The sequence below is a fragment of the Luteibacter sp. TLI7-4A genome (genome assembly GCF_056754745.1).
On sequence record NZ_JBPGWO010000001.1, the window covers coordinates 2,765,616 to 2,778,702 of the forward strand.

Here is a 13,087-nt window from a genome sequence, read left to right on the forward strand (position 1 = left end):
CCTTCCTGAATGAGCGGCCGGTCCCGTCATTCCATGACGATCCCGGGGCCGCGTCCCCGCCTGGACAAGGCGGTATGTCTAGCCAAGTTCCTAGGGAGCTCAAGCGATGGCACTCACCCGCCGCGAGTTCATCAAGTTCACGGGCCTGGGCCTGGCAGCGTCCAGCATGGGCATGCTCGGCTTCGGGGGATCGGGCGTGGCGCAAGCCGCCGCCGTCCGTCCCTTTAAGCTCACCCACGCGACTGAAACACGCAATACCTGTACGTATTGCTCGGTCGCCTGCGGAATCCTCATCTACAGCATGGGCGACCGGGCGAAGAACGCCCTCTCGAACATCATCCATATCGAAGGCGATCCGGACCATCCGGTGAACCGCGGCACCCTGTGCCCGAAGGGCTCGGCCCTGCTCGATATCGTGCATGCGCCCACCCGCCTGAAGACGCCGCGCTATCGCGAACCGGGAGGCACCGAGTTCAAGGACGTCTCCTGGGACTTCGCCCTGGACCGCATCGCCCGGTTGATGAAGGAAGACCGCGACAAGCACTTCATCGCCACGAACGCGGCCGGCACCACGGTCAACCGCTGGACCAGCACCGGCATGCTGGCGGCGTCGGCTTCGTCCAGCGAAACCGCCTTCCTCACCTGGAAGGTCGCCCGTTCCCTCGGCATGGTGGTGTTCGACAACCAGGCGCGCGTCTGACACGGACCGACGGTGGCCAGTCTGGCCCCATCATTCGGTCGCGGTGCGATGACCAACACTTGGCAGGACATCAGGAACGCCAACGTCGTCCTGGTGATGGGTGGCAATGCCGCCGAAGCGCATCCCTGCGGATTCAAGTGGGTGATCGAGGCGAAGATCGAGAACGGCGCCAAGCTCGTCGTGGTCGATCCGCGCTTCACCCGCACGGCCTCCGTGGCCGATTACTACGCCCCCATCCGGCCGGGCACGGACATCGCGTTCCTGAGTGGCGTGATGCGCTACCTGCTGGAAAAAGATGCCATCCAGCACGAGTACGTGCGCGCGTACACCAACGCCGGCCTGATCGTGAAGGAAGGCTTCGACTTCCAGGATGGCCTGTTCAGCGGCTACAACAGCGAAACCCATAGCTACGACAAGTCGAGCTGGGACTACGAGCTGGACGAGCAGGGTTTCGCCAGGACGGACGACAGCTGGCAGGACCCGCGTTGCGTGATCAACCTGCTCAAGCGGCACGTGGCCCGCTACACGCCGGAGATGGTCTCGCGCATCACGGGTACGCCGCAGGACAAGTTCCTGCACATCTGCGAGTTGTTCGCGAGCACCGCCGCGCCGGACAAGGCCATGACCAGCTTGTTCGCACTGGGCTGGACGCAGCACACGGTCGGCGCGCAGAACATCCGCGCGATGGCGATGATCCAGCTGTTGCTGGGCAACATCGGCGTGGCCGGCGGCGGCATGAACGCGCTGCGCGGGCATTCCAACATCCAGGGATTGACCGACGTCGGCCTGCTGTCCAACCAGATGCCCGGCTACCTGACCCTGCCCAACGACAAGGAAACCAGTTTCGACGAGTACATGTCGACGAAGCTGTTCAAACCCTTGCGTCCCGGCCAGACCAGCTACTGGCAGAACTACCGCAAGTTCGTGGTCAGCCTGCAGAAGTCCTTGTATGGCGACGCCGCCACGCAGGAAAACAACTGGGCCTACGACTGGCTGCCCAAGCTCGACGTGCCCCTGTACGACATCATCAAGGCCTTCGAGATGATGAACGCCGGGCAGATGAACGGCTATATCTGCCAGGGCTTCAATCCGCTGCAGGCCTTCCCCGATCGCGGCAAGATCCGCCGCGGCCTCAGCAAGCTGAAGTTCCTCGTCACCATGGACCCGCTGGACACGGAGACGTCGCGTTTCTGGCAGGACTTCGGTCCGCAGAACCCGGCCAAGCCCGCGGAGATCCAGACCGAGGTATTCCAGTTGCCGACCACCTGCTTCGCCGAGGAAAACGGCTCGCTGGTCAATTCGGCGCGCTGGCTGCAGTGGCACTGGAAGGCGGCCGAGGCACCGGGCGAAGCCATGTCCGATATCTGGATCATGAGCGGCATCTTCCATCGCCTGCGCGAGCTGTACCGGAAGGAAGGCGGCGCCTTCCCCGATCCGATCCTCAACGTCACCTGGAAGTACACCGATCCGGTCGCGCCGGACCCGGAGGAACTGGCCAAGGACATGAACGGCCGTGCGCTGGTCGACATCACCGACCCGGCCACGGGCGTGACGACCAAGGCGGGCACGTTGCTGGACGCCTTCGCCCAGCTGCGCGACGACGGCACCACCGCGGCGGGCTGCTGGATCTTCACCGGTTCGTTCACCGAGAAGGGCAACCAGATGGCCCGCCGCGACGCGACCGATCCACGCGAGCAAGGCATCGCGCCGAACTGGGCGTGGGCGTGGCCGGCCAACCGCCGCATCCTCTACAACCGCGCCAGCGCGAACCTCGAAGGCAAGGCCTGGAACCCGAAGAAGCCGGTGATCGAATGGAACGGCACGCGCTGGGTCGGCATCGACGTGCCCGACTACGGCCCGACCGTGAAGCCCTCCGACGGTGTCGGTCCCTTCATCATGAACGCCGAAGGCATGGGCCGCCTGTTCGCCCGCAACCTGATGGCGGAAGGCCCGTTCCCCGAGCATTACGAACCGATGGAATCGCCGGTGGAGAACGCGCTGCATCCGAAGGTCAATGCCAACCCGGTGGCCCGCGTCTTCGCCGACGACCGCTCCGCCTTCGGAAACGCCAAGGACTTCCCGTACGTGGCGACCACGTACCGCCTCACCGAGCATTTCCATTTCTGGACCAAGCATGCGCTGATCAACGCGATCCTCCAGCCGGAGGAATTCGTCGAGATCGGCGAGGTCCTGGCGAAGGAGAAGGGCATCGAGCAAGGCGGCTGGGTGAAGGTGTCGTCCAAGCGTGGCGAAGTGGTGTGCAAGGCCTATGTGACCAAGCGGATCAAGCCGCTCATGGTGGATGGCAAGCCGGCCCACGTGATCGGCGTGCCGCTGCACTGGGGCTTCACCGGCCAGGCCCGGAAGGGCTATGGGGCGAACACCCTGACGCCCTCCGTCGGCGACGCCAATACGCAGACGCCGGAGTTCAAGGCGTTCCTGGTGAACGTCGAAAAGACCAGCGCACCGGTCGCAGCCTGAGGCCAACGACATGTCAGACCTGCAATCCCAAGACTATGTCCGGCGCTCGGCCTCGACGATGACGCCCCCCGTGGCGCGCAGCCACGAGGACCAGGTCGCCAAGCTCATCGACGTCAGCCGCTGCATCGGCTGCAAGGCCTGCCAGTCGGCCTGCATGGAGTGGAACGACCTGCGTCCGGAGATCGGCCACTTCGAAGGCTCCTACGAGAACCCCATGGACCTGGGGCCGAGCGTATGGACCCTGATGAAGTTCGCCGAGTACGAGAACGAACAGGGCAACCTCGAATGGCTGATCCGCAAGGACGGCTGCATGCATTGCGAGGACCCGGGGTGCCTGAAGGCATGCCCGGCGCCCGGCGCGATCGTGCAGTACGCCAACGGCATCGTCGACTTCATCAGCGACAAGTGCATCGGCTGCGGCTACTGCGTGAAAGGCTGCCCGTTCGACGTTCCCCGGATCAGCAAGAAGGATCACAAGTCGTACAAGTGCACGCTGTGTTCCGACCGCGTGTCGGTCGGACTCGAGCCCGCCTGCGTCAAGGCCTGCCCCACCGGCGCCATCATGTTCGGTTCCAAGAGCGACATGACCCACTGGGCCGGTGAACGCATCGAGGACCTGAAATCGCGTGGCTTCGAGAATGCCGGCCTGTACGATCCCAAGGAGGTCGGCGGCACGCACGTGATGTACGTGCTGCACCATGCGGACAAGCCGTCGCTTTATTCCGGCCTGCCCGACAAGCCACGCATCAGCCCCGTGGTCGAGGCGTGGAAGGGCATCATCAAGCCGTTGGCCGTCGCGGGCATCGCCTTCGCCGCCATCGCCGGTTTCTTCCACTGGATCACCGTGGGCCCGAACGAAGTCACGGAAGAGGACGAGGAAGAGGCCGCGCGTGCCCTGCGTGGAGAACGCGAACCGGACCCGGAGGAGAAGTCATGACCCGCCCGAAGTATGCGATCACCCGCTACACCACGGCCAACCGGATCAACCACTGGATCAACGCCGGGCTCTTCATCCTCCTCGTCCTGTCGGGGCTGTCGATGTTCCATCCGATACTGTTCTTCCTGTCGGGCCTGTTCGGCGGCGGGCAATGGGCACGGGCGGCGCATCCCTGGTTCGGCGTCCTGCTCGTCGTCAGCTGGATCGGCATGATCGTCCAGTTCTGGCGGACCAACCTGCCGAACAAGGACGATATCGCCTGGTCGAAGGCGATCGTCCAGGTCGCCACCAACGACGATGAACACGTACCACCCATCGGCCGCAACAATAGTGGCCAGAAGGCCGTGTTCTGGGCGATGACGCTGCTGATCCCGGTGCTGTTCCTTACCGGGCTGCTGATCTGGGAAGTCTATTTCGGCGAGGCCACCTCGATCGAGGTGCAACGCGTGGCCGTGCTCATCCATAGCTTGGCGGCCATCGCGGCCATCCTCGTCTGGGTGGCCCATGTCTATGCGGCCATCTGGATCCGCAACTCCGTGCGCAGCATGACCCAGGGCTACGTGACCCCGGGTTGGGCCTGGCATCACCATCGCAAGTGGTTCTGGGACCTGGCCTCGGGCCAGCGCGGCAAGACCACGCCCAGGAAAGATACGTGAAGCAAGCCGAGGCACCACCGAACGCCAAATGGAGCGGTCCCTCCCACGCCGGCGTGAAGGCTCCCGATCCGATCGTGCTCGCCGATCCGTCGCGACGCTTCGCGGCGACCGCGAAGCGGCTGGACGAACTGGCATCCGGTCATCCGATGGAAGCATGGCTGCGTTTCATGGCGGGACTGGCACATGCGCAGCATGCCGTCGCGACGACGCTCGGCCCCGCCACCACGCTCGGGGCCGATACCGTGGCGCAGGCGACGGAGGCGCGATTGCCACCGCTGGCGGCGGATGGCCATCGTCGTGACGATTCATGGCGCGGCGGATTGATGCTGCTGCTCGATCGTATCGACGTCACGGGTCTGCCACCCCCCGCACTCGATGCCATGGAAGCGTTGCGACGCGGCGACGACACCACCCTGGACCGGCTGGCCGACAACTTCCTGCGCGGCCGCTTGCCCACCGCCGACGCGGGCACCGCCGTCTTCGTCGCGGCGGCCTTGCAGGTGTATTTCACCTGTTCCGCCGCGCGCTTGAACGTCGACGAACTTCGCCTTCTCGAAGAACGCGGCCTCTGCCCGTGCTGTGGTTCACCGCCGGTGGCTGGCGTGATCACGGCGAGCGGCACCACGCCAGGCTCGCGCTACCTGTACTGCTCGATGTGCTCCACCGCATGGAACCACGTGCGCGCGGTATGCATCACCTGCGGCGGCACGCGCCACCTTTCGCTCCAGTCCATCGAGGGCGATCCCGGCCTGGTCAAGGCCGAGACCTGCGCCGACTGCCACACGTATTCCAAGCTGTTCTTCCAGGTGCACGACATGCGGTCCGACCCGTTCGCGGACGACCTCGCGTCGCTGGGGCTGGACCTGTTGATCGCCGAGGCCGGCTTCGCGCGGCATGCGCCGAACCCGTTGTTGTTGGCCGGCGAGGACGGGAATCAATAATTCCGACCGATGCCGGGTCGGGCTGCCGATTCGATGCGCCCGGCGTTCATCGCTTTTTACCGGCTACGCTTCCTCCGTCGACGACGACGTACTCGGCATTTCCGCTCTTCCATGTCGATGTCCGCCTGTCGATGCGAACGCAGGGCCGACCGCCGCAGGAGACGATGTCCACGTGGCGCAGCGCTTCCTGCACATCCGCGCGAACCTCGGCGGCGCCGGCTCGCATCTCGGCGGCTTTCAATCGGGTGTTGGCCCGGTTCAACAGGAGCAGGAAGCCGGTGAAAAGCAGGATGCCCAGGCCGGCCAACGCCGCAACCATCTGCCACGCCCGGGCGATCCTTGGCCGCAGTGCCGCCTCGATACGCCGTTGCTGCCCTTCGTGCATGTTCAGGATGTCTTGCATGAAGCGCGCCTCCTCCCGTTCCCGGGTGGCCCGGATCGCAGCCTGCGTGTCTTCCGATTGCTTGTGCAGCTTGCTGCTCCACTCCTCCAGACGACCCGATACCACCAGCATGGCCTTGAGCGCGTCCGTCGTATGTTCGTAGTTCAATGTTCCTCTCCCTGAAATCAGCGCGACATGCCGATGCTTTGCTGTTGATCGCGTTGCAACGCCTGGACCTGATTCATCTGTTCCTGTCGTTGCGCATCCTCGGCAAGGCCTTGCAGGCTCTGCTCCAACGGCTGTGCCATCGCCTGCAACTTGTCCACGATGACGAAGCTGTCGAGGACGGTGTTGCTCGGATGCTTCCATATGGCGGCGAGCCCTTCCCCACCACGGACGGGATACAGTTCATCGATGGCGGGCATGCGCCGATGCTGCGCCTCGTGGGAGATGCTGCCTGCCATTTGTTCCATTTCGGTTCGGTTCCAGTACCCCGCCTCGTCCGGCCCAAGTCGTTCCAGATGGCGTAACGCCTGTTCGAACAACGGATTGTCGCGGCCTGGAATTCGCTGGAGCTTCTCCAGTTCCCATTGTTCGGCTTCGTCGACGCGTTGCCGGCCAAAGTCGGATTTAGCCATTGCGGAAGCTGCCGCGCTCATGCCTTGCTCGTCGCCCGCGCTGAGGGCGGCGAGATAGTCGTCGAGAATGAGGTCCGAAGGCGATTTCCGTCCCGGCAAGGCCGGTGTCGGCTCGGCGACTGCCGGTGTCACCTCGTGCCATGGGAACTGCCGGGCCAGCGACACATCGATGGGATCGGCATCGTGGCAGGGGTCGACGATCTTGCAGTTCGCCAGTTCATCCCGAAAATCGCGCTGGCCGTCATCGTCCATGCGCAGGCCGAAAGCGGCCGTCGCCCCTCTGGCCTGGAAGATCGTGTATTGGGACGGGTCGTCGGGCACCGGGCGATGTTCGAACAGCGGTCGATCGGTCAGGGCATTGAGATAGTCGGCCATGCCGTTGAAGGCCATGGACTCGAGGCCAGCCTCACGATTGCCACCGCCGACGTTGGAATGCCCACCCGGCACCGGCACGCTGAGGAAGCGCCCATCGTCGGACCAGTCCGGATCGAGGATGGTCTGGTGTGGAAACAGTTCGCGTCGTTCATCGCGGGCGATCTGCGAGAAACCCGACAGTACCGATTTCGGCAGGCGCGCGTCGTAGTTGCGCGGCATGTTGGTCGCCACGGGGTCGAACAGGCCGACGGCTTGGGCGACTTGGCCGGGGGGAACCAGGGTACGGGGTGCTTTTACCGTGAGGTTGCCGTCGGCGTCGCGGCCGAAACGCATATGTTCAGGATCTGCGATTCCGTACCGGTCCACCAGGCGGGCGAGCCCAGGGACCAGGACGGCGCCTCGGCTATAGCCAACTCCGATCAGACGAATTTTCGCCTGCGAATCCCGGTATTGCCACTGAGACGCCTGTTCCGCCAGCGCGCGATACATCTCCTCGATACGGTCATCCCAGGTATAAGCCAAGGCGCCGTCGGCCAGTCGTGCCACCGGATTCTTCTGGGTTCCTATGCCGGGAACATAGTTCCCGCCGATTCGTAGGACAGGCTCACTTTTATACTCATCTAGCTGCCTTTTGAGTTCCCCAACATTGGTCGGCAACTGTTTAGGGTCATCGGCATCCTGTCCGGTCCCATCGAACAGCGCGATGAACAGGTACCCATGCGGGTCCTGGCGACGTTGCATCATGGGAACCGGCTGACGCGCTAGCTGCTGGCGCATCCGTTCATACAGTTCCATATCCTGAGAGGTAGCGGGGCGAGATGCACCGCTGGAAAAAAGTTGCCCCATGGGCCGACACTTCCTGTGTTCAGTAGTTATAGGTCTTGACCCGGATCAGGTCGTAGCGGAAGTCGCTATACGGATTACCCGGAGTCTGCAGGCGCTTGGTCGGGATACGGGCGCCCATGTAGATTCGGATGGTGCGATCGTTGACTTCCAAAAGGATGGAGGGGTTCGTGCGTAGCCTGCCATCCGGCACGTCGCTGATTTCCTCGCGTGGAACGTTGTGCAACGACAATTGGTCCCGGAAGATCGCACCGATGTCGATTTCAGCATGATGCTCCGTTCCGTCCTTTGCACGCCACGTGACTTCGGCCGGCGAAGGGAAATTGTCGAACGACACCGTACCCAGCATGCCCCTCATGTAGTCCGTTCCATAGGAAGCCGATGAAGGCATCTGTTTCTCGATGGAATGCTCCATGCCGCCATACCAAATCGCGCAGTACTGCGTGTCGTAACAACAAATACCGAAATTGTGCCGCTTGAACTTCAACGGCCACTTCACGGGCCGGTAGTTCATCTCCGCGCGAATCGCCGCTTCGTCCCGCTCCGTCTCCGTCACGGCAATCTCCTTTTGCAACGACGGTGCGGCCGTGGGCTGGGCACAGGCCGCAAGGCCCAGGCTTAACCATGCGCTCAGTCGAGTCCATTTCATCGCCGCTCCTTGCATGTCACCCATGTGCGTCCTTCACCTGCCCGCCGAACCATTCGTGTCGCCGACATGCATTCGCGATGCGCAGAGTCTATCGACCACTCCATGCATTGGCAAATAAGTATATGAATCTATTCATATTTAGTGAGAACATTCTCACTTCGTTTTTTCCTCCCGAATCAACCGCCGTCCGGATGCCCAGGCTTACGGCGAGCACGGGAGCGGTCCATTCGACGTCATACCCGGGCGGGCCCATGGTTAAACCACTCTACGGATGTGACACCGGTCACGGAGAACGGAAGACGTCGACTTTCTCAGAATCCTTCCATGTGTTCGCCTCATTCCTCGGCGTAGTTTCGGCGGTCGCCCAAACGGCGACTGGTGCGTGTCGACGCTCCGGGGAACGATCAAGATAGGGATAGGCCATGAAGTGGAAACGCATGTTGGTTTTGCTCGGCTGGAGCGTGGGAGCACTAACGACAAGTCCTGTTAGCCTGGCCGAGCAACGCCTGACAGCGAAACTAGAGACCCCTTATGCCTCCGACAGCCGACGCTCGGCTATCGTGAAACTTACTTTGCACAACACAGGGAACGAACCGGTAGCCATCATGAAATGGGACACTCCCTTCGTCATGTCCGGTGGACGCCTTCCGAAATCCCAATACGAAGTAAAGAATGGCGCGGGCGAGGTATCCCGATACATCGGTCGCTCCGTCAACATCGGACGACTTCTCTCCAGCTATTTCATCATCCTGCAAAGAGGGGAAAGCCTTGAGAAGGAGGTGGATCTCACCTCCGAATACGACTACGGAGCGGGCGGCGCCTTCTCGGTGAAGTTCACCTTGTCGTTGGATCGCACACCCGATCGGTATGTCGTGACCGACAAGGAATTCCAAGACTTCAAGAGAAATACGCTCAAGTACGTCGAATCCAACGAAACGACCATCTACATACCGGGGACGGCGGCGCCATGACCTCGGGCAGGCGGGTGGTTTTTCTTGACCCCGCACGGGCGGCACCTCAGCATACGAGGCATGTCCGGGCCTGACGCAACTTCGCTGCGCAACCTGCCTGCGGTAGCCACCGTGCTGGCGACCGCGGAAGTGGCCTCGTTGTTGGAGCGCCATGGACGCGCCGCCACCACCGAGGCCATCCGCCAGGTCATCGACGATGCACGGAATGCCCTTCGCCTGTCTGCCACGGAGGCCCCCAGCGCGACTGACATCGCGCAGCGGGCGCGCGGACTGCTAGAAGCGAAGATGCCGGGCCTGCGCCCGCTGTTCAATCTCACCGGCACCGTGCTGCACACCAACCTCGGCCGCGCGGTACTCGCCGAAGCCGCGATCGAGGCGGCGGTGGAAGCGATGCGCCACGCGGTGGCGCTGGAATATGACCTCGCCAGCGGCGCACGTGGCGAGCGCGATAACCACCTGCGCTCCCTGCTCTGCGAATTGACCGGTGCGGAAGATGCCACCGTGGTCAACAACAACGCCGCGGCCGTCTTGCTCTGCCTGAACACGTTCGCCCTCGGGCGCGAGGCGGTGGTATCGCGCGGCGAGCTGATCGAGATCGGCGGCGCCTTTCGCATGCCCGACATCATGGCGCGCGCCGGCGCGAAGATGATCGAGGTAGGCACTACCAACCGCACCCACCCGGGGGACTACCGCGACGCGCTCAACGAGCGCAGCGGGCTCGTACTGAAGGTGCACACCTCGAACTATCGCATCCAGGGCTTCACCGCCGAGGTGGGGGCACGCGAATTGGCGGCGATCGCCGACGACGCCGGCGTGCCGCTGCTCAACGACCTGGGCTCGGGCAGCCTCGTCGACCTCTCCCGCCATGGTCTCGCCAGGGAACCGACGGTGCGCGAAGCGGTGGCCGAGGGCGCGCGGCTGGTCACGTTCTCCGGCGACAAGCTGCTGGGCGGGCCGCAGGCGGGCTTCATCGTCGGCGACCGCGACCTGATCGCCAGGATCAACCGCAATCCGCTGAAGCGCGCCTTGCGCGTGGACAAGATCCGGCTTGCCGCCATCGAGGCCACGCTGAACCTGTATCGCGATCCCGACCGTCTCGCCGAACGGCTGCCGACCCTGCGCTTCCTGTCCCGCTCCCATGCGGACATCGAGGCACAGGCCCACCGCTTGCGAGCGGCGGTGGCGGAACGGATCGGCGACGGCTTCGTCGTCGATGTCGGGGATTGCCATAGCCAGATAGGTTCCGGCGCGTTGCCGCTGGATACGCTCGCCAGTGCCGCGCTGTCGATCCGCCCGCTCGGCAGCCAGCGCACCCTGGAAAACCTGGCGGCCGCGCTCCGCGCGTTGCCTCGCCCCATCGTGGGCCGCGTCGGCGATGGCGCGCTGCACCTGGACCTGCGCTGTCTTGCCGACGCCGACGAGGCCACCTTCCTGGCGACCCTGGCCCAACTCGCGCGCACTCCATGATCATCGGCACGGCCGGCCATATCGACCACGGCAAGACGTCCCTGGTAAGGGCGCTGACCGGCGTCGACGGCGATCGCCTGAAGGAAGAAAAGGCACGCGGCATCACCATCGACCTGGGCTTCGCCTACCTGCCGCTGGACGATGGCCTCACCCTCGGTTTCGTCGACGTGCCGGGCCATGAACGCTTCGTGCACACCATGGCCGCGGGCGCGAGCGGCATCGACATCGCCCTGCTGGTGGTGGCCGCCGATGACGGCGTCATGCCGCAGACGATGGAACACCTGGCGATCCTCGACCTGCTGCGCGTCGGGCGCGGACTGGTCGCGCTGACCAAGGCCGACCTGGTGCCGCCGGAACGGCTGGCGGAGGTGACCGCGCAGATCCGCGAGGCGACCGCGGGCACGATGCTCGAAGAGGCGGACATCCTGCCGGTGTCCTCGACGACGGGCATGGGCGTCGATGCGCTGCGCGACCGGCTCGCCATGGAGGCGCGTGCGCTCGGTGAACGCCGTGCGGACGGACGCTTCCGGCTCGCGGTGGACCGGGTGTTCACCCTGCCCGGCATCGGCGTGGTGGTGACCGGCACCGTGTTGTCCGGCACCGTGCAGGTAAAGGACCAGGTCATGCTCAGCCCCTCGGGACGGGTCGCGCGCGTGCGCTCCTTGCACGCGCAGAACCGCCAGGTGGAGCGAGGCCGCGCAGGCGACCGCTGCGCCCTGAACCTCGCTGGCGATGGTATCGCCAAGGACGCGATCCAGCGCGGCGACATGGTCGTCGATCCTTTCCTGCACGCGCCGACCGATCGCATCGACGCGAGCCTGCACATCCTGGCCGGCGAGCCCAAGCCCGTCGGTGCATGGTTCCCGGCGCGGTTGCATCACGGCGCGGCCGAAGTCGGCGTGCGCGTCGTGCCACTGGAAGGCGAGCAGTTGCTTCCGGGACAGACGGCCGACGTGCAGCTGGTGTTGAGCCAGCCGATCGCCGCGGTGGCGCTCGACCGCTTCGTGCTGCGCGATGTATCCGCGCGGCGGACCATCGGCGGCGGCCGTTTCCTCGACCTCCGTGCGCCGTCGCGACAGCGCCGGACGCCCGAGCGACAGGCACAACGAGCCGCGCTGGCGATCGACGATCCACGGACGGCGCTCGCGGCGCTGCTCGATGCGCCGCCGTTCGCGCGGGACGTGCTCGCGTTCTCGCGCGATCGCGCCCTGGCGGCGGCCGTGCTGGACGACACGGTCACCGCGCTCTCGCCATTCGTGCTCGACACGGGTGACGAGCGCGTGGCGATCGACCGGGCGCACTGGCAAGGCTTCGCCAACACCCTGGTCGAACGCCTGGAGACCTTCCATGCGGCCCATCCGGATGTACAGGGCATGGGCCGGGAAAAACTGCGGCTGGCCTTGCGCCCGCGGCTGTCGCCCGCCGCGTTCGCATTGGCCCTGCAACACGAGGATGTCGCCCGCCACGTGGTTCGCGACGGCGCGTTCGTGCGCCTGGCCTCGCACACGCTGCAGTTGAGTCCGGAACGCGTGGCCGCGTGGCGGGCGGTCGAACCCTTGCTCGGCGGCGACGTCCGCTTCCGGCCTCCGCGAGTGCGGGACATCGCCACGGTGACCGGGCGCCCGGAGGCGGAGGTCCGCCAGCTGATGAAGTCCGCGGCGCGCGTCGGCCTCGTGGACGAAGTGGCGCACGATCACTTCTTCCTGCGCGCGACCGTGCATGAGATGCTGCTGATCGCCGCCGACGTCGCGTCGCACACGGCGGACGGCCGCTTCACCGCGGCGCAGTTTCGCGACCGGCTGGACAACGGGCGAAAGGTGGCGATCCAGATCCTCGAGTTCTTCGACCGCCAGGGTGTTACGCTAAATCACGGCACGCTGCGCCGGATACAGGCGCGTTACCTCGACCTGTTCGGACCGGTCCCGGCGTGATCGCGATCCATGGAAGAGCATCGTTCCCGGTGGGACGTCCGGACTTCAAATCCGGGTGAGGCAGCCAGACTGCCTCGGGTGGGTTCGACTCCCATGCTCTTCCGCCATCCTGGCGA

At 64.7% G+C, this 13,087-nt stretch carries 10 protein-coding genes and 1 tRNA gene; 8 read left to right on the forward strand and 3 right to left on the reverse strand.

Annotated elements, in window-relative coordinates:
- Positions 1-172: 172 nt before the first annotated feature.
- Genes fdnG through fdhE form a run of 4 tightly spaced genes read left to right on the forward strand, consistent with a single transcriptional unit; the run spans position 173 to position 5,715 of the window.
- Positions 173-3,181 (forward strand): formate dehydrogenase-N subunit alpha, encoded by a 3,009-nt coding sequence (gene fdnG, locus ACR9Y6_RS12275; protein ID WP_481282727.1) that lies wholly within the window; start codon positions 173-175, stop codon positions 3,179-3,181.
- 10 nt (positions 3,182-3,191) lie between these two features.
- Positions 3,192-4,118, forward strand: coding sequence for a formate dehydrogenase subunit beta (gene fdxH, locus ACR9Y6_RS12280; protein WP_371022663.1), 927 nt, complete (start codon positions 3,192-3,194; stop codon positions 4,116-4,118).
- Positions 4,115-4,774 carry a formate dehydrogenase subunit gamma gene (locus ACR9Y6_RS12285; RefSeq protein WP_481281535.1) on the forward strand — a complete coding sequence of 220 codons (660 nt, stop codon included), beginning with the start codon at positions 4,115-4,117 and terminating at the stop codon, positions 4,772-4,774. The genes fdxH and ACR9Y6_RS12285 overlap by 4 nt, the downstream gene beginning before the upstream one ends.
- A complete protein-coding gene (gene fdhE, locus ACR9Y6_RS12290; protein WP_481281536.1) occupies positions 4,771-5,715 on the forward strand; it encodes a formate dehydrogenase accessory protein FdhE in 945 nt (314 codons plus the stop codon). The genes ACR9Y6_RS12285 and fdhE overlap by 4 nt, the downstream gene beginning before the upstream one ends.
- 46 nt (positions 5,716-5,761) lie before the next feature.
- On the opposite strand, the gene ACR9Y6_RS12295 is transcribed toward fdhE, so the two are convergent.
- Genes ACR9Y6_RS12295 through ACR9Y6_RS12305 form a run of 3 tightly spaced genes read right to left on the reverse strand, consistent with a single transcriptional unit; the run spans position 5,762 to position 8,626 of the window.
- Positions 5,762-6,265 carry a hypothetical protein gene (locus ACR9Y6_RS12295; RefSeq protein WP_481281537.1) on the reverse strand — a complete coding sequence of 168 codons (504 nt, stop codon included), beginning with the start codon at positions 6,263-6,265 and terminating at the stop codon, positions 5,762-5,764.
- A gap of 17 nt (positions 6,266-6,282) precedes the next feature.
- Positions 6,283-7,956, reverse strand: a complete 1,674-nt coding sequence (locus ACR9Y6_RS12300; protein ID WP_481281538.1) for a phospholipase effector Tle1 domain-containing protein — start codon at positions 7,954-7,956, stop codon at positions 6,283-6,285.
- 19 nt (positions 7,957-7,975) lie between these two features.
- The gene (locus ACR9Y6_RS12305) at positions 7,976-8,626 is read right to left on the reverse strand and encodes a hypothetical protein (RefSeq protein WP_481281539.1); all 651 of its coding nucleotides are present in this window, start codon (positions 8,624-8,626) and stop codon (positions 7,976-7,978) included.
- A gap of 398 nt (positions 8,627-9,024) precedes the next feature.
- On the opposite strand from ACR9Y6_RS12305, the gene ACR9Y6_RS12310 reads away from it, so the two are divergent.
- The 4 genes from ACR9Y6_RS12310 (at position 9,025) to ACR9Y6_RS12325 (ending at position 13,078) form a co-directional block, all read left to right on the forward strand.
- Positions 9,025-9,573 carry a hypothetical protein gene (locus tag ACR9Y6_RS12310; RefSeq protein WP_481281540.1) on the forward strand — a complete coding sequence of 183 codons (549 nt, stop codon included), beginning with the start codon at positions 9,025-9,027 and terminating at the stop codon, positions 9,571-9,573.
- Positions 9,574-9,633: 60 nt separating this feature from the next.
- A complete protein-coding gene (selA, locus tag ACR9Y6_RS12315) occupies positions 9,634-11,040 on the forward strand; it encodes an L-seryl-tRNA(Sec) selenium transferase (RefSeq protein WP_481281541.1) in 1,407 nt (468 codons plus the stop codon).
- A complete protein-coding gene (gene selB / locus ACR9Y6_RS12320) occupies positions 11,037-12,971 on the forward strand; it encodes a selenocysteine-specific translation elongation factor (protein WP_481281542.1) in 1,935 nt (644 codons plus the stop codon). The genes selA and selB overlap by 4 nt, the downstream gene beginning before the upstream one ends.
- 11 nt (positions 12,972-12,982) lie before the next feature.
- Positions 12,983-13,078 (forward strand) — tRNA-Sec (locus tag ACR9Y6_RS12325).
- Positions 13,079-13,087: the final 9 nt, after the last annotated feature.

What these genes read in the sequence shown, in the direction of transcription:
- fdxH (WP_371022663.1), top strand. Translation starts at nt 3,192, where the DNA reads ATGTCAGACCTGCAATCCCAAGACTATGTCCGGCGCTCGGCCTCGACG.
- ACR9Y6_RS12285 (WP_481281535.1), top strand. Translation starts at nt 4,115, where the DNA reads ATGACCCGCCCGAAGTATGCGATCACCCGCTACACCACGGCCAACCGG.
- ACR9Y6_RS12300 (WP_481281538.1), bottom strand. Translation starts at nt 7,956, where the DNA reads ATGGGGCAACTTTTTTCCAGCGGTGCATCTCGCCCCGCTACCTCTCAG.
- ACR9Y6_RS12305 (WP_481281539.1), bottom strand. Translation starts at nt 8,626, where the DNA reads ATGGGTGACATGCAAGGAGCGGCGATGAAATGGACTCGACTGAGCGCA.
- ACR9Y6_RS12310 (WP_481281540.1), top strand. Translation starts at nt 9,025, where the DNA reads ATGAAGTGGAAACGCATGTTGGTTTTGCTCGGCTGGAGCGTGGGAGCA.
- selA (WP_481281541.1), top strand. Translation starts at nt 9,634, where the DNA reads ATGTCCGGGCCTGACGCAACTTCGCTGCGCAACCTGCCTGCGGTAGCC.
- selB (WP_481281542.1), top strand. Translation starts at nt 11,037, where the DNA reads ATGATCATCGGCACGGCCGGCCATATCGACCACGGCAAGACGTCCCTG.